Below are 21751 nucleotides of genomic sequence, written 5' to 3' on the forward strand. Positions count from 1 at the left end.
AGCAGAAAACTATTTATTCGCACCAATAAGTGACACACAAAATAAATTGCGCACCAAATAAGAGCATAAAGAGAGATGTGTTCTATACTTATTTTTCGCATTACGGCGAGAATAAAAAATAATCGTCATAACACATTGTAAAATAAGACATTAATTATTTTTCAGGTTAGGTGGCACAGAAAATGCTTTATTTCCAATAAGAAACGCTTCATTGTGAAGCACAGCAAAAGTTATGTGAAAATTACTCACGCACTTAGGAATAAACTAAATTACTGGAGAGCTAGTATGTCAAACAAAACTCTGGCGTTAATTGCCGAACACGATGCTAAATGGGTAGACCTTCGTTTTACAGATTTTAAAGGTAAAGAGCAGCACGTTACTATCCCTGCATCTACTGTTGATGAAGAGTTCTTCGAAAACGGACAAATGTTTGACGGTTCATCTATTGCTGGCTGGAAAGGCATTAACGAATCAGACATGATCATGATGCCTGAAGACGATTCTTGCCTAATCGACCCTTTCACAGAAGAAGCAACTATTATTGTTCGCTGTACTATTATCGAGCCTTCTACAATGCAAGGTTACGATCGCGATCCACGTTCTGTTGCACTACGTGCTGAAGAGTTCTTGAAGTCTACAGGCCTTGGTGACACTGCTTTCTTTGGTCCTGAGCCAGAGTTCTTCATCTTTGACGATGTTAAGTGGAAAACTGACATGTCAGGCACCATGGTTGAAATCAACTCTGAAGAAGCTGCTTGGGCATCTAACAAGTCTTTCGAAGGCGGCAACATGGGTCACCGTCCTCGAGTTAAAGGCGGTTACTTCCCAGTACCACCAGTAGATTCTCACCACGACCTTCGTGGCGCTATGTGTGGCGCAATGGAGTCTATGGGTCTTGTGATCGAAGTACACCACCACGAAGTAGCAACAGCGGGTCAGAACGAAATCGGTGTTAAATTCAACACTCTAGTTAAGAAAGCTGACGAAGTACAAGTAATGAAGTACTGCGTACATAACGTTGCTCACGCTTATGGTAAAACTGCGACATTCATGCCAAAGCCTATCGTTGGTGATAACGGTTCTGGTATGCACGTACACCAATCTTTCTGGAAAGGCGGCGAGAACCAATTCGCTGGTGATCAATATGCTGGTCTGTCTGAAATGGCGCTTTACTACATCGGCGGTATCATCAAACACGCTCGTGCACTAAACGCTTTCACAAACGCTTCAACAAACTCTTACAAGCGTCTTGTTCCAGGCTTCGAAGCACCAGTTATGCTAGCTTACTCAGCACGTAACCGTTCTGCTTCTATCCGTATTCCATACGTAGCTAGCCCTAAAGGCAAGCGTATTGAAGCTCGTTTCCCTGATCCAACCGCTAACCCTTACCTAGCTTTCTCTGCAATGTTGATGGCTGGTATCGACGGTATTAAGAACAAGATCCACCCTGGCGATGCAGCTGATAAAGATCTATATGACCTACCAGCTGAAGAAGCTTTAGCAATCCCAACTGTTGCTAACAGCCTAGAACAAGCTCTTGAAGCGCTTGATAATGACCGTGAGTTCTTGACTCAAGGTGGCGTATTCTCTGATGACATGATCGATGCTTACATCGCTCTTAAAACAGAAGAAGCGCTTCAAGTATCTATGACAACTCACCCAGTTGAGTTCGACTTGTACTACAGCCTATAAGACTAAAGCCTCTGGCTTTAAGCTTAATAAAAACCCAGCTTAGGCTGGGTTTTTTTATGCCCCAAAAAAGAGCGCCTGCCTCGCACGCACAATAATGGTGCGCTAAAATATCTAGTATTAATGACACTTTATTAGGATATGACCTCTTTTAACGCTTTTATAAGATTGGTTCGTATCTTGCAAAGCTAAAGGGAAGTAAGAGGATATTAACGTGCATAGTTTACTGATTGACCATTTATCAACCGCCGTAGTAAAGCTAGATAATGAATTACTTATCGAGTACCTCAACCCTGCAGCAGAAATGCTATTAGCAGTGAGTCGTCGCCGTGTCTATGGACAAAGTATTGAGAATGTTTTCTTTGAAGACGAAGACAGCATTTCAGCGCTACATAATGCGGCTAATACGGGTTACCCTTTTACCAAACGTGAAGCCAGATTAGAAATGCCTAATGGCAAAAAACTATTTTTGGATTATACCGTCACGCCAGTAATGGGCACACTTAATAGCACAGAGAGTTTACTGATTGAGTTATACCCTAGAGATAGGATGAAACGTATTTCTCAAGAAGACGAATTGTTGGTTACACATCAAACCAGTAAAGAGCTGATTCGCGGTCTCGCACACGAAATTAAAAACCCCTTAGGCGGCATACGTGGTGCCGCCCAGCTTATTAGCCGTAGCTTTAAAGACGAAGGGCTGAAGGATTACACCCAAGTTATTATCGAAGAGTCCGATCGACTAAGAGACTTAGTGGACCGCTTATTAGGCCCAAGACAACTACCTCAAATAGAGCTTCTCAATGTTCACAAGGTAATAGAGAGAGTGAATCAACTGGTGACAGTCGAAGCGAATGAGCAGGTTCGCTTTATTCGTGATTATGACCCAAGTATTCCAGACATCATGGGGGACAGTTCACAGCTCATCCAAGCCCTATTAAATGTAGTACGTAATGCCATGCAAGCTCTACTGCAAGATAGCTCTCAAGATAACAAAGAAGTGCGCGTCATGACGCGCACTTTACGCCAGTTCACCATAGGTTCAAAACGCCATAAATTGGTTTGTAAAATCAGCGTGATAGATAATGGCCCAGGCATTCCAGAGCCAATATTAAAGACCCTATTTTACCCCATGGTCAGTGGTCGACCGGATGGAACCGGACTTGGCCTATCTATTGCACAATCCATAATAAACCAACACCACGGCCTCATTGAATGTAAGAGTGAGCCTCATCAGACCCAATTTAATATATTGCTGCCAATTGAAAGCGCAAATTGAGGCAAGGAGAAAGTTACATGTCACAACAAGATACAGTATGGATAGTCGACGACGACAGGTCGATTCGCTGGGTATTAGAGAAAACCCTTGAGCAAGAAGGTATTCAAGCCAAGCTATTTGATAACGCAGAGTCACTAATGAATCTGCTAGAGCATGAAAAACCAAGCGTTATTATCAGCGATATCCGTATGCCAGGCATGGACGGTTTAACCCTGCTAACCAAGATACAAGAAGATAACCCCTATTTACCCGTTATCATCATGACAGCACATTCAGACCTAGATAGTGCCGTCGCCTCCTATCAAGGTGGTGCATTTGAATACTTACCTAAGCCCTTTGATGTAGAAGAAGCCGTTAGCTTAGTAAAGCGCGCTATTTTGCATCATCACAAATCTATGCCAAGCATAGAGGAAGAAGCACCCGAGCTTGAAATTGTTGAAAAAGAAATTATTGGTGAAGCACCTGCCATGCAGGAAGTGTTTCGCGCTATTGGTCGATTAGCAAATTCAAATATCACTGTGCTTATCAACGGTGAGTCAGGTACAGGTAAAGAGCTCGTTGCTCATGCGTTACATAAACATAGCCCAAGGTCTGCCAGCCCCTTCATCGCTCTTAATATGGCTGCCATTCCACACGACTTAATTGAATCAGAATTGTTTGGCCACGAAAAAGGCGCTTTTACTGGTGCCAATACCTTAAGACGAGGTCGCTTCGAGCAAGCAAATGGTGGCACCCTGTTTCTAGATGAAATAGGAGATATGCCGGCAGAAACGCAAACACGTTTATTACGCGTATTAGCGGATGGCGAATTCTATCGCGTGGGTGGTCATGTTCCCGTTAAAGTTGATGTGCGTATTATTGCTGCCACTCACCAAAACCTAGAAAGTCAGGTAACCGAAGGATCTTTCCGTGAGGATTTATTTCACCGCCTCAATGTTATCCGAGTACACCTGCCTAAACTATCAGAAAGACGTGAAGATATACCTCAGCTAGCACGCCATTTCTTAAAACGAGCAGCAGAAGAACTATCGGTAGAACCAAAAGTGCTCACCAAGGAAACAGAAGACTACCTAGCTCGTATGGATTGGCCCGGTAATGTGCGCCAATTAGAAAATACTTGTCGTTGGTTAATCGTGATGGCATCAGGACGCGAGGTTTTGGTGCAAGACTTACCGCCAGAATTGCTTGAAACCACACCAAGTGAAAACAATTATGCAAGCTGGGAAGATGGTCTGAAGACTTGGGTCGATAATGCTTTAGCACAAGGTCAAAAAGCCATTCTAGACGATGCCGTTCCTAAATTTGAACGCATCATGATAGAAACAGCATTAACCCATACTGCCGGTCGTCGACGTGATGCCTCCCTGTTATTGGGCTGGGGACGCAACACCTTAACACGCAAAATTAAAGAGTTAGGTATAGATAGCAATGAGCAAGAGGACTAAGTCCTCTTCTTATTAATAACTTAAAAAATCGACCTAAATCAGCTTATTTTTTAATTAAAATGGAGTTTTCACGAATTCCATTCATTTATCCTTTAAAAACTTGCTTTCGTACCCACAATAATTTAGTAATGAACTAATGTGGTTATGAAAGCGACTTTACAGGCCTCTACCCGAGACATCAGCTTTTGAACCACACGACTTCCTGTTAAATAGGTAGGAAGGGATTTATTTTTAAAAAGCAAAATAAGCTGATAGGACAATCAATATGTATCAAACTTTGGAATCAATGGGCGTCACTAGTTTTGACGACATCGAAAAATTTACACTTCGTTATGAAAATGGATATGACGTTTTAAAAGTTTACTATCGTCGTGAAAAAGGTTCGTTACTTCCAAAAAGTAAAAAGTTCAAATTTGGTCGTTCAACAAAAACCGTACTAGCTGACGGCGGACAACAAACTTATCGCCAAGTACAAGAGCCATCTCTTGTCGTACTAAGAGCGGTTGAAGAGCTAGGTAAAATAGTTGGCAAGCAGAAAGAAGACAAGATCACTAAAGCTGAACTTGTTGAAGAGCTTGTACACCTAGAAAAAGTAATGACAAGTAAAATTGCTGAGCTAAAAGAAAAAATCGAAACTATGTCTTAAGTTAGCGTCTTCAGCAAACGCCTTAAGCAAGATATAGATGCTAGCCTCGGATGCATTTCTGGGGCTTACGTCTGTCTAGCTATTTATCACTTCTCCTATTCATATCAGTTTATAAATACCGCACCATGATAATAACGTCTGACCCAAATATTATTGCCCATGTATTGCAACAAGGCGGCATCATAGCCTATCCAACTGAGGCCGTTTGGGGGCTTGGTTGTAACCCTCATAATCAGGCTGCTGTTATCAAGTTACTTGATATTAAGTCTCGTCCTATGCACAAAGGCATGATCCTAGTCGCTGGGAATAAAACCCATTTAGCACCTTGGTTAGCTCAACTTAACCCAGAACTACAGACCAAACTAACGACTCGTTATCCTAGCCCCACCAGTTGGATAGTACCAGACCAAGGCATAGCGCCAACCTGGGTAAGAGGAGAACATCAAAGTATTGCGCTAAGATTGAGCCAACATGAGGGGGTTCAAGCGATTTGCCAAGCATTTAATGCTTGTATTGTTTCTACATCAGCAAACCCTGCAGGGTTAGATCCTGCCCTCAGTTTAGAAGAGGTAATGGTTTATTTTAGAGATAAGATAGATGCAATTTTTGATGTACCATTAGGGCAATCAAAGCAACCATCTCAAATAAAAAGTTTATTGGATGATCAGGTAATCAGGCAATAATGTCATATCAAATAGCTATTTGATCAGATAATTGCTTTGTCCAATTCATAAAAAGCCTCGCCTTGAACCCAAGACGAGGCTTTTTATTTTAACTAGGTTTAATGTCCGCCAAGGTAGGCATCACGAACATCTGGGTTCACCAGCAGTTCATCACCTGTTCCCGTCATACGGATTTCACCATTTACCATCACATAACCACGGTCAGCGAGTTTTAACGCATGGTTCGCATTCTGCTCAACTAAGAAGATAGTCATACCAGACGCTGCAACTTCTTTGAGTACTTCAAAGATTTGCTTCACTACGATTGGGGCCAAACCTAAACTCGGCTCATCCAACAATAACAGCTTTGGACGACTCATAAGAGCTCGTGCAATCGCCAACATTTGTTGCTCACCACCAGACATAGTGGATGCTCGTTGATTTCGCCTCTCTTTTAAACGAGGGAAAATCTCAAACATCTTTTGCATATCTTCATCGGCATGTTTCATTCCGATTGGAATCGTCCCCATTAAGAGGTTTTCTTCCACCGACATACCAGGAAAAACACGTCGTCCTTCTGGAGATTGTGCCAAACCGTTAGAGGCTACATAGTGGGCTGACTTTTTAGAGATATCTTCTCCGCGATAAATAATTTCACCGGAAGACACTCTAGGCTGACCAAAAATAGACATCAGCAAGGTTGATTTACCTGCGCCATTGGAACCAATCAAGGTCACAATTTCACCCGTATTCACATCCAGGGAGACTTTTTTAAGGGCCTGAATTGGACCGTAATAGACATCAACGTCTTTAAATTGCATTAATGCACTCATAGGCCTACCTCTTCATCTTCGTCTTCAGCACCCAAGTAGGCAGCAATCACTTTATGGTTATTCTTAATATCATCAGGGCCGCCTTTGGCAATGACCTGACCATGATCAAGCACCACTATATAGTCAGAAATATCCATCACCATACCCATATCATGCTCAATCAAGAGCACAGTGACATTATGCTCATCACGTAAGATACGAATCATTTTAGTTAGAGCATCTGTTTCAGAAGGGTTAAGACCCGCAGCAGGCTCATCAAGACAAATGATTTCCGGATTAGTACACATAGAGCGTGCAATTTCTAAACGTCGTTGTTGGCCATAAGATAGCTCACCCGCCAAACGGTTGGCATGGGCAACTAGGTCTACCACACCAAGCCAGTAAAAGGCTTTTTGCAAAGCATCTTCTTCCGCTTGTTTGAAAGACTCAGTATTAGCAATGCCTGACATGATACTACCCTTCACTGTCATGTGCTGAGCAACCAAAAGGTTTTCCACTACAGACATTTCTTTGAACAAACGAATGTTTTGGAAAGTACGAGCAAGTCCTGCACGGTTCACTAGGTGAGAACCACCAAACATCTTATATTTAAGACGGTTGGCAAATGCCACAGGGGAGAAGTAATCGCTGGTTTTAAAAGGTTCACCAAGAACCTTAATCACACTCGTTTCTTTACCTTTCGCACCCAGAGTAATTTGCCCACCTGTGGCTTTATAAAAGCCTGTCAGACAGTTAAACACTGTGGTTTTACCCGCACCATTTGGGCCAATAAGGGCTGAAACTGAACCACGCTTAATATCAAAAGTTACATCGTTTAAGGCTTTAATACCGCCAAAATGCATCACGAGGTTTTCTACTTCTAGGATATTTTCCTGTTTCATTTCAATACCCCCTTACGTGTCGCAAAACCGGTACGTGTCACCCTGACTAATCCGCGGGGTTTCCAAATCATCATAACTACCATCAAGATACCAAACATGAGGACACGATATTCCGCAAACTCCCGCAGCAACTCTGGCGCTACCGTTAAGAAGAAGGCGGCTATCACTACCCCTAAGGTTGACCCCATTCCCCCCAATACCACAATCGCAAGAATCAAAGCGGATTCCATAAAGGTGAAGGAAGACGGGTTAACAAAGCCTTGGTAGGTTGCAAAGAAAACACCAGCAATGCCGGCAACAGATGCGCCCATCATGAAAGCAGATAATTTAACCAGTACGTGGTTTAACCCCAAAGAACGACAGGCAATTTCATCTTCACGTAGGGCTTCCCAAGCACGACCAATCGGCATTTTCACTAGACGTTGCTTAACATGAAGCACGATTAACACAACAATAAATAGAATCAAGTAAACGAACATGTACTTGAAACCTGAGTTGTAATCTAGGTTGAAAAATTCATGGAATGGCGTACCGTCCCGTGATCGTCGCTTAAACTCTAAACCAAATAGTTGTGGTAGTGGTGCAGATACACCGTTAGGACCATGAGTCACGGCAGACCAGTTATTCAGGATCAATCGAATAATTTCACCAAAACCTAAGGTTACGATAGCTAGATAGTCACCATGCATCCGCAATACGGGGAAGCCTAAGATGGCGCCAGCAATAGCAGCCAAAATAGCGGCAATAGGCAACATAGACCAAAAGCCTAAACCTAAGTATTCATAACCAAGCGCTAAACCGTAAGCCCCTATGGCATAGAAACCAACAAAACCTAAGTCAAGTAAGCCAGCTAAACCAACCACTATGTTTAGACCTAAACCCAGTAAGACATAAATCAAACCTAGGATAATGACTGTCAGTACATACTTAGATGCAATAAAAGGCACCATCAAGCCGATTAAGATGACAACAGGAATAATCCAGACCATATTGGATTTATAGTCGGGTGACTTAACCACGACACCAGCATCATCGCCAGAGCTGTGCTTGAAGAGAATCTCTTTACCCTTATTGGATTGCAAGAAACTTGAAATAACAAAGCGACCAATCGCGACCACTGCAACCATCCAAGCAACTCGATCAAACTCAGTGGTAAAGCCATAGCCTTGCAGAACAACACCCACTACAGGGCCAAATAGCACTAATGCCATTAAGCCTGCGATGATGGCATCTATGGTGCTCTTTTTATAATCAATTGTTGCGTTCATCTAAACTTTCTCCACCTCAGGTTTACCTAAAAGACCACTTGGACGGAAAATCAAAATAATCACAAGCAAGGAGAAAGAGAAAACATCTTTGTAGTCTGAGCTAATCAAACCAGCAAACAAGGATTCAGAGACCCCAAGAATGATTCCTCCCAACATGGCTCCTGGTAAGGAGCCAATGCCACCGAGTACGGCAGCGGTAAACGCTTTAATCCCTATAATAAAGCCCACATAGAAATCAAAAGCACCATAATCTAATGTAATCAACACACCTGCTAGTGCGGCCATGGAAGCACCGATTACAAAGACAATGGAAATTACACGATCAGTGTTAATTCCCAATATGGATGCCATTTTTCTATCTTGTTGCGTCGCTCGACACATACGGCCTAACTTGGTTCTCTGAATAATGTAGGTCAGTGTACCCATGCCTAAGAAGGCCACTAACAAAATTACCAGTTTCATATAGGTGATCTGAACAAAACCATCACCAACATCAAACCTAACAGCACCGGTAAGCATGGTAGGAATACCCTGCTGGCGTGCGCCTTGGCTGATTTGCACATAGTTTTGTAATATGAGGGACATACCAATCGCAGAAATCAAAGCAGATAAACGACCGGAATTACGAAGGGGGCGGTAGGCGATTTGTTCTATAGCCCAACCATATGCGCCAGTAATGGCAATTGTGATAAAGAGAGTACCGATAATAATAATCGGGAAGGATTCTATTCCGAAGAAAGATAATAATGCGACAACAATCGCAGTAATGTATGCGGACACCATGTATACATCGCCGTGGGCGAAGTTAATCATACCGATAATGCCGTATACCATGGTATACCCGATAGCGATGAGTCCATAAACAGACCCAAGGGTAAGACCGTTAACCAACTGCTGGAGAACGATATCCATCGTAAGACCTCGTGGGGATTTTAAAAACGTAGAAATGAATCACAGCCAGCCAAGGCGGGCTGTGATCTTCATGCATTATGCCAATGTAAACCAATAGAATATTAGTTTACTTGAGCATAGTTACCCTGATTGTCCCACTCATACATAACGTAATCAGACACTTTAAGGTCACCTTTAGAGTCGAAATCCTTAACGCCCATTACAGTAGAAACACTGTTTGTTTTCAGCCAATCAGCTCCCTTGATAGGATCAAGGTCATTATTCTTAAGGGCTTCAACAACAACCTGCATTGCAGCATATGAATACAGGGTATAACCTTCTGGGTCATAACCAGATTTGATGAAGTTATCCACTACAGCTTTACCTGCCGGATAAGATTTTGGGTTCGCACCAAAGGTCATCAATACACCATCGATATATTCTGGTGAACCAGCAACAGCTGCAAACTCATTAGATACGATACCATCACCAGAAATGAAGATAGCTTTAGAGCCCTGCTCACGTAGCTGACGTACTAGCGGACCAGCTTCTGAGTGAAGTCCACCAAAGTAAACCACTTCAGCATCAACAGAACGAATCTTAGTAACCAAGGCATTAAAGTCTTTCTCACCACGTGTTAGACCTTCATAAAGCACTTCGGTTACACCATAGTTATTCAACGCAGATTTAGTTGCGTCAGCCAGACCTTTACCATAAGTATCTTTGTCGTGAATGATAGCAACACGTTTCGCGTTTAATTCACTAATAATATAAGCGCCAGCAACATCACCTTGTTGATCATCACGTCCACATACGCGGAAAACGTTAGATAGACCACGGTCAGTTACACGAGGGTTAGTTGAGGCTGGAGTGACCATTAATACACCAGCTTCTTCATAGATATCAGAAGCAGGCATAGTTGAAGAAGAACAGAAGTGACCAACAACGCCAACAGCATCATCAGAATCTACTAAACGGTTAGCAACAGCAACGGCCTGTTTAGGTTCACAAGCATCATCAGCTTTTACTAGTTTAATCATTTCGCCATTAATACCACCTGCAGCATTAATGTCTTTAGCGGCTTGTTCAGCACCGCGCCATAATTGCTCACCAAATGCAGCATATGCACCCGTATGAGGGCCTGCTACACCAATTACAACATCCGCTTGTGCTAGAACTGATGCACCCATAGCACCAGCGATTGCGATAGAAAGTAAAGATTTTTTCACAATAGCATTTGACATTAGTCAAGCTCCTACTCATTCCAGTTTATGATTATTATATTAAAGCAAGAAGCGTTCCATTCATTGGCTCGAAATAACGAACAAATGGAACATATAAAGTGCCAGATTAACTCTGTTTCGCGACTTAATATGAGATAAACATTAATCTTTAACAAGCGGATAGGTCAACACAATTGAGTTATAAATAACCAAATAATATTTTATCAGAACAAAGGATTACAAAAGAAATTGCCTGAAAAATAAGCAAAAACTAGGCATTTCCATTGCTTTTAGCAGATTTTATACGATATACAGAAGGATATTGAGACAGATAGGTTTCGACAGAGATAAGAAGTTTTTCTTAAAAACTTCTTATCTAAATTTTTCTAATTTCGTTTAATTAAGTTTATTGAGGCTTATTCAATGTATTCAGAAATTGAGATTAGTCTTATACCTTCATCTTCCAACTTAGTTAGTCGTTTCGATAAATAACTCATAGTCGCAGGATAAGGATGACCAATCGCTAGCGCCTTACCACGTTTTTTCGCTATCGCGACTAGACGCTTAAATTGCCTATCTATGGCTTTTTCATCCTGAACATTATCTAGAAAGACATCACGACGTGTCGTCGTCAGATTAAATTTAAGGGCATTGGTTAAGGCAACACTATTCGGGCTAGTTAAACTATCAACAAAAAAGAGCTCCATAGGTTGGATGACTTCCATGACCCATTCCATTCTTTGAGTATCCTGCGTTAACAGGCTGCCCATATGGTTATTAATACCTTGAATACCTGGCACACTATCAATGCCAGCCTTCAGAGTCTCTTTTAGCTCCTTTTCCCCCATGCTCTTATACAGTCCGCCTGGACCTAGCTTAAGCTCCCTCTCATTTTCCATTGGCACATGCAGGATAATGTTACGAGTTTGCTCTGTTGCAGCCAGTGCTGTTTTTTTCGAAAAAGGAGTGTGAGGCAAAATCGCCAAGGCGACTTCTATAGGTAAAGAAAGTGATTCCTCCATACCTCTACGGTTATAACCAAGGTCATCGATAATAATGCTAATACTTGGCCTATCATCAATTACAGTGACATCTTCTGTATTAGTTTTGGCTTTGTCTTGCTCAACTAGCTGAATAGCTTCAGGTTCTGAATGCTTGAGAGTAGGGAAGGTTTTTTGCCACAGAAAGTCTAAAGATTCATCTTCAGCACCAGTTAACTTGATATTAGGGTAGCTGGGCAACAAGGGTGTTGATGGATTAGTTGGTACTTCTGCCGTCACTTTTGGCGTCGTTATTACAGGTCCTAGTAGCTGAGAGTTTTGTGCTTGGGCACTGCCTGACGTTTCTTGCGGAACAATAAGAAGCTCTTTTTCAGGCTCTTTTTCAGCCACTTTCACTTCTACTTTTTCAGCCTCTGCTTCTAGCGCTAATTCAGGGCCTGCAGCTTGAACCTCATACTCTGAATCAAGCTCACTTGATGCTGGTGCTAGTTCCTCAAGATTGTCAGCCTCATCCGAGACAGCCGCTTGCAACTCAAGTGAGTTAACAAGTGCATCTGGCTCCTCAGTGACAAGTGGGCCAGATTCAGCAGCAAAAACGAAAGAAGACGACGTTAGTAATAGGCTTACAAATAGAAGCTGCGAGCGTTTTATTGCTCGCAGAAATGGGTCAAACATAATTTCTCAACTAGTACAGGATTTATTGAGGCACAAGTTTAGGGAAGGCTTTCAGTACAGACAAGGCCTGAAACAATTGAAAGTCGTTTTTTGCAATATCATCGAAGCTATTTTCAGCATCTAGGCTATTTCTATCCTCACCGCCTAAGCCATTTGCGATATGACCACTCAAATCAGCTTCTTTAACAATAAAACCCGTATCCTGTATTACGAGGTTAGCTTGAGGCACTTCCATATCAGGAATAATACCTTGGGCCTGAATAGATCGCCCTTTTGGTGTGTAATAAAGCGCCGTGGTAAGTTTGATTGCTGAACCATCCGTTAATGGCACCACGGTTTGTACTGTGCCCTTACCAAAGGTTTCAGTCCCCATAATCACAGCACGTTTGTGATCTTGTAATGCGCCTGCCACGATTTCTGAGGCAGAAGCAGAGCCAGAGTTCACTAATACGACGGTAGGAACAGCATCTAGGTATTTCGTTTTTGTCGCATTGAATTGGGCTTTAGACATTTTATGTCGGCCATCTGTATAAACTATGATGCCATCACTTAAAAACGCATCAACAACAGAGACAGCACCTTGCAAGACTCCGCCTGGATTATTTCTTAAGTCTAAAACCAAACCCTCTAATGGGTGCTCAGCTTTCATGCTCTCAAGCGCTTTTTGAAACTCAACACCTGTGCTGCCTTGAAATTGGCTGATACGCACATAACCCACATCATTTTCTAGCCATTTATTTGTCACACTGGCACTTTGTACTAGGCCACGCATGATATCAAAGTTTTTTAAATCGCCTTCTCTTTCTATGGTCAGATGAATTTTCGTACCCACTTCACCTCGCATGAGCACTATCACTTCTTGTAAACCCATATCATTAATTAAGGTGTCATCTATACGAAGAACAGTATCGCCTGGCAACAAGCCAGCCGTTGCAGCTGGTGAACCATCGATTGGAGAAACAATGACAAGCTGTCCTTCAATCATTTCAACTTCAATACCAACACCTGCATATTTGCCTGATGTCATTTCTCTGAATTTGGAGATTTCTTCTCGGGTTAAATATTCTGAATGCGGATCCAGTGCCGCAACCATGCCTTTTAATGCTTTGCTTAAAATTTGTTGATCAGAAAGTTCGTCCACATAGCCTTGGCTGATGGTTTCAAAAGACTCAACAAAGGATTGAATTTCCGCTAATGGGACCTGTTGCTCTTTGGCTTGCGCAACCGAGCTGCTCAACACAACCACAAGAAACGCTGTACTTATTTCTTTTAACCATTTCATACTTGAACCTCTGACTGTACCTACAATTAGCATCAAGATTGCTGTTTTGCTTACCAACCTTATTAATGCAAATAAGCAGGCTTAGCCTTGTTTGACCCACTTAAGCGGGTTAACGGGGGTACCGTTATGACGAATAGAAAAAAATAGCCCCGGTATAGTACGACCACCTGAACTCCCGACCGTCGCGACTGGGTCATTCGTATTTACCCACTCTCCGACTTCTTTGAGCAAGCTCTGGTTATAGCCATATAAAGACATATATCCATCACCGTGATCCAAAATCAGTACTAGGCCAAACCCTCTTAGCCAATCAGAAAAAATCACCCTTCCGTGGTAAACCGCATTCACTTCAGTACCTTCTTTGGCAGACAATGTAACGCCACCTAAGTTCACTTGCCCTGACTCTTGCAGTACATTTAACCGTCCTAGGGGTTTATTTAACTTACCCTTCAAGGAACTAAACGCTACCTTCTCATCAATAACAGGCATTTCTGCTAAGGCTTCTTCAAGCTTAAGCAATAGGGCTTGTAACTGTTGCTGATTACGTTTTAGCGTTTTTGCCTTATTACCTCCCGATCGAATATCCTTTTGAAGTTTAGCCAGAATCTGCTGACGCTCATTCTGTTGTTTAGCTAACACTTTGCGCTCTTCAACTAGCCGAGCTTCTTCTCGCGCTTGCTGTGCCCTATGAGAGCGCATGCTCTTTTCAATTAAGCTTAGTTCATTTACCTGTATTCCATAGCCATTAATTAAAGATTGGCGTGCTTGTGAGAAATATCGGTTGTATCTCACCATACGCATTATCTCTTCGGGCGTACGGCCATCGAGCAAAAATTTCATGCCTTCTTGCTCACCAGAACGATAAACCGCCCTTATTTGGGCGGCTATCTGTTGATTCTGTTGCTGAATACTTATTTTCAGCTTTCGTTGTTTTATGGCCAGCTCCTTGAGCTGACCATCACTCTGTTTAATATTGTCTTGAATGGTTTTAATTTGTTTCAAGAGCTCATTTATAGATTTTTCTTTACCTTCTAACTGCCCTTCAATTTGTGATTTCTCTGACTGCACCTCTTTTAACCACACATTGAGCGACTTTAATTCTTCTTGCAAAGCCTTAATTTGTTGCTCAGCTTCTGCCGCAGATTTGGGCTCTGCGGCAGACACATGTAATGAAAAGAAGGAGCAAAGACTCACAAACAAAATAAGTACCAATTTGCCCATAAAGTCGTTACCACACTCTCAATCTATTCAGATCAGGTTAATCTCGTAATAGTAAGCTACGACCTGTCATTTCGGCCGGCGCTTCTATTGCCATCATTTCAAGTAGTGTTGGCGCAATATCACTTAACGCACCACCTTTAATTGATAAACTTGCATCAGGAGAGACAAGTACCAGAGGTACAGGTTCAATCGTATGTGACGTTAACGGCTGAGTTCCGTCATCACTTAACATTTGTTCCACATTTCCATGATCTGCAGTAATCAAACAAGCACCGCCATTCGCATCTAGTGCTTCTAATACACGACCAATACAGGCATCAACGGCCTCGACAGCTTTGACGGCTGCTTCGAAAACACCACTGTGTCCTACCATGTCACCATTGGCAAAGTTACAAATAATGGTGTCATAGGTACCAGCTGTAATAACTTCCACCAGCTTATCGGTAACTTCTGGCGCACTCATTTCAGGTTTTAGATCGTAGGTAGCAACATCAGGAGAAGGAATTAGAGCGCGCTCTTCACCTTCAAACAACGCTTCTTCACCGCCATTAAAGAAGAAAGTCACATGGGCATATTTTTCAGTTTCAGCAATGCGTAATTGTGTTTTACCTAGTTTAGCGAGTACTTCACCTAGGGTGTTGCTCAGAGCAAGCGGTGGGAAAGCCACACCAGCTTTAATATCAGAGGCATATTCTGTGAAGGTAACAAATGCACCTAACTCTGGCACTGCCTGACGTGTGAAGCCTTCAAAGTCTGCTTCTGTAAAAGCGCGGGTAATTTGACGAGCACGGTCAGGTCTAAAGTTTGCAAAGACAATGGCATCACCATCTTCAACCTTTACGGCATCACCAACAATTGTCGCTGGCACGAATTCGTCATTTTGATCTCTATCGTATGCGGCTAGAATTGCTTGATCAGCCGTTTGTGCTTGGTATTCAGTTTGTCCACAAACAATTGCATTGTAAGCAGTTTCAACTCGCTCCCAGCGATTATCTCTGTCCATGGCGAAATAACGGCCAGTCAAGGTCGCAATACGGCCCGTACCTAGTTCAGTTAGTTTCGCTTCAAGCTCTGCCACTGGTGTTTGTGCAGAACGAGGTGGCGTATCACGGCCATCAGTAAAACCGTGTACATAAACCTTATTAGCACCACGTTTTACTGCCATTTCACACATAGCCATAATTTGTTCGTGATGACTATGTACACCGCCTGCAGATAATAGGCCTAATATATGAACGGCTTTATCTGCTTTAACGGCTGTATCAACCGCATTTACTAGGGCTTCATTATCAAAAAACGAACCTTCGTCAATGGCTTTACCAATACGGGTGAAGTTTTGATAAACCGTACGGCCTGCGCCTAGGTTCATGTGACCCACTTCTGAATTACCCATTTGACCTTCTGGTAGACCAACCGCCATACCTGAAGTCTGAATCAAGCTATGTGGCCTTGTTTGCCATAATTTATCCCAGTTAGGCGTATTTGCCGCTGCAATTGCATTTGACTTAGATGTTTCGCTATAGCCCCAGCCATCCAAAATAAAAAGTGCGGTTGTCTTCTTCGCCATTGTACCGATACCCGTTAAGTTAAATAATCATCGTCTTTCGATACTAACACAGGCTTGTAATTTTGTTACAAGATCTCAGCGAATTAGGGCTAATTTTGGTTGATTATCCAACAACTAGAGACTCAACTTGGGTCTGCGGGTCTACCTGTTCTAACAACCAATCACGGAATGTGACCACTTGTTCTAAATCAGCTTTATTTGCAGGGTAAGAAAGGAAGTATTCATGAGGCGTCATACAAGCTTCACCAAATGGTGCCACCAAAGCCCCAGAAGCAAGAGCCTCTTTTACTATCATGGTTGGCATAATCGCCACACCCATTCCAGATTTAGCGGCTTCTAACAACATATGAAAGTGCTCAAAGCCCGGCCCAGTTAAATGGCTAGCAGCTAACTCTTGTTGTGCCATCCACTCGGACCAAGCATTGCTGCGCGAAGTCAAATGCATCAAAGGAAAGTGGCTAATATCACTGCGTTTAGCTGTGTTAACCGTTAAACCTTTTTCAGCTAATAGAGCGGGTGAACAAACAGGAATCACATATTCATTCATTAGATGATGCGATACCCCTTTTGGCCAATGATCACCGCCATAATGCAAAATCACATCGACCTGTTTAGGGTCAAGATTATCGGTAACATCCATGGCATTCACCTTGATATTAAATTGTGGGTGAGCACGTTGGAAGTTAGCTAATTTAGGCACTAGCCAGAAAGAAGCTAGAGTGGGTAAGGAAGCAAGTTGTAGGGAAATTTTTTCATCTTCCCTGTGTAGCATTTTTAAGCAGGCACTTTCCATACTATCTAGCAAGGGCACCACTTCTTTGTAATACGCCGCACCTGTCCCTGTTAATACCAAACGTTTATTAAGCCGAATAAACAGATCCCTTGAGAGAAACTCTTCAAGATTACGAATTTGTCGACTCACAGCACTTTGAGTTAAATGTAGCTCTTGGGCAGCACGGGTAAAACTCAGATGACGAACAGATGCTTCAAAACATTTGAGGGCAGTAGATGACGGTAGGTATCGGCGCATTTAAATTTGCCACAACTTGTTACATAAGAAGGTAGAAACTGTAACCGAGTTTGATCTAAGACAACACAAAAAACTGAGGAAATTAGCCATTTCTTCGAAAAAACGCCCCGAAATAGCCCAAAAATATAAAAATACTGTGATAACAATATTTAAAGCCGATTCAAACCCATCAAGATCATGTCAAAACTTGACCATAATGATAGATATGCGCCCCAACCTCATAAAAGGAACGTTTCATTTCACGCAAAGAAACCTTGTTCACTTGAGTCATTGCAAGTGGCATTTTATGGTTTGAATTAATAAGGTGTAGAGCCAACTCTTTACCCATTACAGTGCCAGGACCAATACCTCGGCCACTATAACCAACAAGGCTATAAATGCCATCATCTAGCAAATGGCAGTGGGGTAAATGATCATGGCTAAAGGCTATCTGACCACTCCAAGCGTATTGCCAATCAAGCTTAGGCAAGTAATCAAACAATTGTTTAACCCTTTTATCAGCCCAGTCGCGTAAACGCGTATTCAACCCGGCTCCCCCCATACCACCAAAAATCAATCGACCCGATTGATCAAGACGAATTGAACTCATCACTGTACAGGTATCCCAAACACCTTCTTTGTTCGGCAAGATCCGCTTTAAAATTTCATCCGGTAACGCTTGGCTTGCAAATTGGCTATATTGAATCGGCACAAAAGACTGCTGCAGCTGAGGGAAAAGCTTTTCTGGATAAGCATTAGTAGCCATGACCACCTTATTTGCGAGCACCTCGCCACCTGAGCTCGATTTAAGCCGCCATTTTTGAGCGTGAGCATCAATACTCACTACTTGGCTATTTTGATAAATACTAACCGATTGAGATATGGCAGCTCTAGCCAACCCTAATGCATAAGATAATGGCTGAATTGTCCCTGCCCTTGGATCGAACAAGGCACCAGAGAAAGCGTTTGAACCAATGCGAGCCCTTGCCTCATTTTCATCAAGCAAAATCACAGGGGCTTGTCTTTGGTTTAACTGTAAATAACGGCTTTCTAGCTGCTTCATACCAACACGACCAACACCCGCATGTAAGGTGCCATTTCGTGTCGCTTCACACTCAATCTGATTATCATTAATCAATGAAAAAACCATATCAGGTGCTTGTGCCAGTGCCTCATAAAGCGTGTTTGATGCCTCAACACCTAATACAGCTTCTACCTCATCTGGCGGCATCCATAACCCCGCATTAACAAGACCTACATTACGACCTGATCCACCATAACCTACAGTATTTGCCTCTAACACAGCGACTTTCACACCTTGCTTAACCAAAGTAAGCGCACAAGATAATCCAGAATAACCTGCGCCAATAATGGCAACATCGACCTGTATCGATTCACTTAAAGAAGTTAAATTAATCTGTTCTTTTGCAGAGGCCTGCCATAGGGATAAATTCGCGTCGGTCATGCTATTACCTCGCATATTAAGAAAGGTTCTGGTTAGCCTTTTAAGACTAACCAGAATGAGATACTTAGATCACACAGCGTTACTCGAAAACAATACCTTGAGCTAGCGGCAAATCACCACCGTAATTCACTGTATTTGTGGTACGACGCATATAGTTTCTCCATGCATCAGAACCACTCTCTCGGCCGCCACCCGTTTCTTTCTCGCCCCCAAATGCCCCACCAATTTCAGCACCTGATGTACCAATATTGACGTTAGCAATACCACAATCAGAACCCGCTGGAGACATAAAGGCTTCAGCTTCTCGCATACTTTCTGTGAATACAGCCGAGGATAGGCCTTGAGGTACATTGTTTTGAATTTCAATGGCTTCTTCAAACTCATCAAAAGTCAGTACATAAAGAATTGGCGCAAAGGTTTCTTGCTGAACGATTTTGGCATCATGGGCAATACGAACGATTGCAGGCTGTACATAAAAACCACCACTTGGCACGTTAGCTGTGACACGCTGACCACCAAACACCACTTCACCACCTTGAGCTTTAGCTTGCTCCAAAGCAGATTGCATCGCATTAAAGCTTTGTTCGTCCACTAGAGGGCCAACCAATGACCCTTCTACCATTGGATCACCAATAGGCAAGGAGGCATAAGATTTAACAAGGCGTGCAACTAGATCATCCACAACAGAAGAGTGAGTAATCAAGCGTCTTAAAGTCGTACAACGCTGACCTGCGGTACCTGCTGCTGAGAAAACAATGGCTCTTAAAGCTAAATCAAGATCGGCTGTTTTCGACACTATCATGGCATTGTTGCCACCAAGCTCTAATAAAGAGCGACCTAAGCGAGCGGCTACCGTTTGTGCCACTTGACGCCCCATAGCCGTTGAGCCAGTGGCAGAAACAAGTGGATAAGTTGGCGCTGCCGCCATAGCTTCACCCACGTTACGATCACCAATAACCACACTGCATACGGCTTTTGGAATCTCAGGCATATCAGCCAATACTTTTTGAGCAATGCTATACATGGCAAGCGCGCAGAGCGGAGCTTTTTCAGAAGGTTTTAATAGAATTGGGTTACCACAAACTAAACCTAGCATGGCATTCCAAGACCAAACGGCCATAGGGAAGTTAAATGCAGTAATCACAGCAACAGGGCCTAACGGATGCCATTGCTCCATCATTCTATGACCTGGTCGTTCACTCACAATACTCAAACCATGTAACATTCTTGATTGGCCAACAGCAAAGTCACACACATCAATCCATTCTTGTACTTCACCTAGGGCTTCAGGCATGATTTTGCCTGCCTCCAAAGAAATAATCTGAGCAAGTTCCGTCTTATATTTACGCGCTTCATCACCAATACGGCGCACTAGCTCACCACGAAGAGGCGCAGGAATAGTACGAAAGGTTTTAAAAGCTTGGGTCATTTCTTCGTTAATCGAGTCAAGCTGATCAAGGCTCGCATTTTTGAAAGAAGACAGAGGTTCACCATTAATAGGGCTAGAGGCGGTAAAGCTATCACCTTGGCCCAACGCTTCTTGGTTACCTGTTAACACACTAAAAAAATGATCACCTTGACGAAGACGATTAATACCAATGGTTTCAAGACAAGTTAAAGTCGACATAGACACCTCAAATAGAAAAAATTGTGACGATTTCCATCAAGACTACTGCCAGCAAATACAAAGAGGAAATACACTTTTCCTAGTAATGCTCTAGTTTTTTCCTATAGCTAAACGCATACTCTTAGCCAATATCACACTTTACTTGGTTTAATAGAGCTCAAAACTATGGATATTCGCAGTCTCAGGTATTTTAAAGCCGTCTATGAAGAAAGAAGCTTGAGCGCAGCGGCAAAGCGCTGCTTTGTTGCCCAGCCTTCTATCTCTGCCGCCATTGCGCAATTAGAAGAAGCATTAAAAGTCTCCCTTTTTACTCGTCACTCTAAAGGGGTCACTGCAACCGATAACGCCAAGGACTTATATCCTCATGCCTGTAAAGTCATTAATGATTTACAAGCTTTGCCTAGCCTCTTCAACACTCAACAAAGCAACCTTGATTTATCTATTTCATTAATGCCATTTTTATCAGGTTCTCTGGTCAGTCAGGTGATTAAAACCATGCTGGCACAGGTACCAAACTTACAACTCAATTTGGTGGATGAATCTGAACAAGCGGATTTGAGGTTTACCTGCCAACGCTACCTAACCAGTGAAGATATTTTCCATCCCTTGTGGGAAGACGATTATGTGCTTGCGATGGCACCAGACCATGCTCTAGCGAAACAAAAAGATATCAGCCTCAAACAAATAGACGGCTTACCTTTTATTAGTCGCACCCCTTGCGACATTATTGAGTCTTGGCATTATTTAATTCACAAACAAGGTATTCAGGTGGATGTAAGAGCTCAGGTAAAAACCGAAGAATACGCACTCGATTTAGTAGCAGCAGGCCTTGGTATCTCCCTGATTCCAGAGCACTCAGCCAGACAAAGATCAGACATCTGCTTACGGCCACTTAATGATGCCAACTTTAAACGCCTAGTTGGTTTAGCGCATCATAAGTCGCAAAGCCTGCCAAATAGGCTCTTACAAAGTATTTTAAACAGTAAAATGGACTTGCAAAAAGCGCTTCAAAAACAAGCCCTAGAGACTTAACTGAAAACAGCAATGAAGACTTAAATAGCCATGATATAAGTCATGCCCAACTTTT

18 protein-coding genes are annotated in these 21751 nt (G+C 42.7%); 6 read left to right on the plus strand and 12 right to left on the minus strand.

Annotation, left to right across the window (positions count from 1 at the left end):
* The first annotated feature begins 285 nt into the window (after window positions 1-285).
* The 5 genes from glnA (at window position 286) to OA91_RS10065 (ending at window position 5742) form a co-directional block, all read left to right on the plus strand.
* A complete protein-coding gene (gene glnA / locus OA91_RS10045; protein ID WP_046015610.1) occupies window positions 286-1692 on the plus strand; it encodes a glutamate--ammonia ligase in 1407 nt (468 codons plus the stop codon).
* A gap of 211 nt (window positions 1693-1903) precedes the next feature.
* On the plus strand, window positions 1904-2968 hold the full coding sequence (gene glnL / locus OA91_RS10050; protein WP_046015609.1) for a nitrogen regulation protein NR(II): 1065 nt from the start codon (window positions 1904-1906) through the stop codon (window positions 2966-2968).
* 17 nt (window positions 2969-2985) lie between these two features.
* A complete protein-coding gene (gene glnG / locus OA91_RS10055) occupies window positions 2986-4413 on the plus strand; it encodes a nitrogen regulation protein NR(I) (protein WP_046015608.1) in 1428 nt (475 codons plus the stop codon).
* Between the two features lie 265 nt (window positions 4414-4678).
* On the plus strand, window positions 4679-5059 hold the full coding sequence (locus OA91_RS10060; protein ID WP_046015607.1) for a DUF3461 family protein: 381 nt from the start codon (window positions 4679-4681) through the stop codon (window positions 5057-5059).
* Between the two features lie 125 nt (window positions 5060-5184).
* On the plus strand, window positions 5185-5742 hold the full coding sequence (locus OA91_RS10065) for an L-threonylcarbamoyladenylate synthase (protein ID WP_063338129.1): 558 nt from the start codon (window positions 5185-5187) through the stop codon (window positions 5740-5742).
* Between the two features lie 98 nt (window positions 5743-5840).
* Here OA91_RS10065 and OA91_RS10070 read toward each other — a convergent pair whose 3' ends face one another.
* From OA91_RS10070 to amaB, 12 genes are all read right to left on the minus strand, one after another.
* On the minus strand, window positions 5841-6554 hold the full coding sequence (locus OA91_RS10070; protein WP_046015605.1) for an ABC transporter ATP-binding protein: 714 nt from the start codon (window positions 6552-6554) through the stop codon (window positions 5841-5843).
* Window positions 6551-7435: an ABC transporter ATP-binding protein gene (locus OA91_RS10075; protein ID WP_063338103.1), complete on the minus strand. Its 885-nt coding sequence runs from the start codon at window positions 7433-7435 to the stop codon at window positions 6551-6553. Before OA91_RS10075 ends, OA91_RS10070 begins: the two co-directional genes overlap by 4 nt.
* Window positions 7432-8703 (minus strand): high-affinity branched-chain amino acid ABC transporter permease LivM, encoded by a 1272-nt coding sequence (gene livM, locus OA91_RS10080; protein ID WP_046015603.1) that lies wholly within the window; start codon window positions 8701-8703, stop codon window positions 7432-7434. Before livM ends, OA91_RS10075 begins: the two co-directional genes overlap by 4 nt.
* Window positions 8704-9615: an ABC transporter permease subunit gene (locus tag OA91_RS10085; RefSeq protein ID WP_046015602.1), complete on the minus strand. Its 912-nt coding sequence runs from the start codon at window positions 9613-9615 to the stop codon at window positions 8704-8706.
* A gap of 101 nt (window positions 9616-9716) precedes the next feature.
* Complete coding sequence (locus OA91_RS10090) at window positions 9717-10838, minus strand: branched-chain amino acid ABC transporter substrate-binding protein (protein WP_063338104.1); 1122 nt, start codon at window positions 10836-10838, stop codon at window positions 9717-9719.
* Window positions 10839-11233: 395 nt separating this feature from the next.
* Window positions 11234-12493, minus strand: coding sequence for a divergent polysaccharide deacetylase family protein (locus tag OA91_RS24025; RefSeq protein WP_082827865.1), 1260 nt, complete (start codon window positions 12491-12493; stop codon window positions 11234-11236).
* A gap of 22 nt (window positions 12494-12515) precedes the next feature.
* Window positions 12516-13775, minus strand: a complete 1260-nt coding sequence (locus OA91_RS10100) for a S41 family peptidase (RefSeq protein WP_046015600.1) — start codon at window positions 13773-13775, stop codon at window positions 12516-12518.
* Between the two features lie 81 nt (window positions 13776-13856).
* Window positions 13857-14996: a murein hydrolase activator EnvC family protein gene (locus tag OA91_RS10105; RefSeq protein WP_046015599.1), complete on the minus strand. Its 1140-nt coding sequence runs from the start codon at window positions 14994-14996 to the stop codon at window positions 13857-13859.
* Between the two features lie 37 nt (window positions 14997-15033).
* Window positions 15034-16563 (minus strand): 2,3-bisphosphoglycerate-independent phosphoglycerate mutase, encoded by a 1530-nt coding sequence (gpmI, locus tag OA91_RS10110; protein ID WP_063338105.1) that lies wholly within the window; start codon window positions 16561-16563, stop codon window positions 15034-15036.
* A gap of 103 nt (window positions 16564-16666) precedes the next feature.
* Window positions 16667-17593, minus strand: coding sequence for a LysR substrate-binding domain-containing protein (locus OA91_RS10115; protein WP_046015597.1), 927 nt, complete (start codon window positions 17591-17593; stop codon window positions 16667-16669).
* 175 nt (window positions 17594-17768) lie between these two features.
* A complete protein-coding gene (locus OA91_RS10120; RefSeq protein ID WP_063338106.1) occupies window positions 17769-19037 on the minus strand; it encodes an NAD(P)/FAD-dependent oxidoreductase in 1269 nt (422 codons plus the stop codon).
* Between the two features lie 79 nt (window positions 19038-19116).
* Window positions 19117-20664, minus strand: coding sequence for an L-piperidine-6-carboxylate dehydrogenase (amaB, locus tag OA91_RS10125; RefSeq protein WP_063338107.1), 1548 nt, complete (start codon window positions 20662-20664; stop codon window positions 19117-19119).
* 165 nt (window positions 20665-20829) lie between these two features.
* On the opposite strand from amaB, the gene OA91_RS10130 reads away from it, so the two are divergent.
* Window positions 20830-21696 carry a LysR family transcriptional regulator gene (locus tag OA91_RS10130; RefSeq protein WP_046015594.1) on the plus strand — a complete coding sequence of 289 codons (867 nt, stop codon included), beginning with the start codon at window positions 20830-20832 and terminating at the stop codon, window positions 21694-21696.
* The last annotated feature ends 55 nt before the right edge of the window (window positions 21697-21751 follow it).

The sequence above is a fragment of the Marinomonas sp. SBI8L genome (genome assembly GCF_001624705.1).
Classification (GTDB): domain Bacteria; phylum Pseudomonadota; class Gammaproteobacteria; order Pseudomonadales; family Marinomonadaceae; genus Marinomonas.

What these genes read in the sequence shown, in the direction of transcription:
- glnA (WP_046015610.1), top strand. Translation starts at nt 286, where the DNA reads ATGTCAAACAAAACTCTGGCGTTAATTGCCGAACACGATGCTAAATGG.
- glnG (WP_046015608.1), top strand. Translation starts at nt 2,986, where the DNA reads ATGTCACAACAAGATACAGTATGGATAGTCGACGACGACAGGTCGATT.
- OA91_RS10060 (WP_046015607.1), top strand. Translation starts at nt 4,679, where the DNA reads ATGTATCAAACTTTGGAATCAATGGGCGTCACTAGTTTTGACGACATC.
- OA91_RS10065 (WP_063338129.1), top strand. Translation starts at nt 5,185, where the DNA reads ATGATAATAACGTCTGACCCAAATATTATTGCCCATGTATTGCAACAA.
- OA91_RS10070 (WP_046015605.1), bottom strand. Translation starts at nt 6,554, where the DNA reads ATGAGTGCATTAATGCAATTTAAAGACGTTGATGTCTATTACGGTCCA.
- OA91_RS10075 (WP_063338103.1), bottom strand. Translation starts at nt 7,435, where the DNA reads ATGAAACAGGAAAATATCCTAGAAGTAGAAAACCTCGTGATGCATTTT.
- livM (WP_046015603.1), bottom strand. Translation starts at nt 8,703, where the DNA reads ATGAACGCAACAATTGATTATAAAAAGAGCACCATAGATGCCATCATC.
- OA91_RS10085 (WP_046015602.1), bottom strand. Translation starts at nt 9,615, where the DNA reads ATGGATATCGTTCTCCAGCAGTTGGTTAACGGTCTTACCCTTGGGTCT.
- OA91_RS10090 (WP_063338104.1), bottom strand. Translation starts at nt 10,838, where the DNA reads ATGTCAAATGCTATTGTGAAAAAATCTTTACTTTCTATCGCAATCGCT.
- OA91_RS24025 (WP_082827865.1), bottom strand. Translation starts at nt 12,493, where the DNA reads ATGTTTGACCCATTTCTGCGAGCAATAAAACGCTCGCAGCTTCTATTT.
- OA91_RS10100 (WP_046015600.1), bottom strand. Translation starts at nt 13,775, where the DNA reads ATGAAATGGTTAAAAGAAATAAGTACAGCGTTTCTTGTGGTTGTGTTG.
- OA91_RS10105 (WP_046015599.1), bottom strand. Translation starts at nt 14,996, where the DNA reads ATGGGCAAATTGGTACTTATTTTGTTTGTGAGTCTTTGCTCCTTCTTT.
- gpmI (WP_063338105.1), bottom strand. Translation starts at nt 16,563, where the DNA reads ATGGCGAAGAAGACAACCGCACTTTTTATTTTGGATGGCTGGGGCTAT.
- OA91_RS10115 (WP_046015597.1), bottom strand. Translation starts at nt 17,593, where the DNA reads ATGCGCCGATACCTACCGTCATCTACTGCCCTCAAATGTTTTGAAGCA.
- OA91_RS10120 (WP_063338106.1), bottom strand. Translation starts at nt 19,037, where the DNA reads ATGACCGACGCGAATTTATCCCTATGGCAGGCCTCTGCAAAAGAACAG.
- amaB (WP_063338107.1), bottom strand. Translation starts at nt 20,664, where the DNA reads ATGTCGACTTTAACTTGTCTTGAAACCATTGGTATTAATCGTCTTCGT.
- OA91_RS10130 (WP_046015594.1), top strand. Translation starts at nt 20,830, where the DNA reads ATGGATATTCGCAGTCTCAGGTATTTTAAAGCCGTCTATGAAGAAAGA.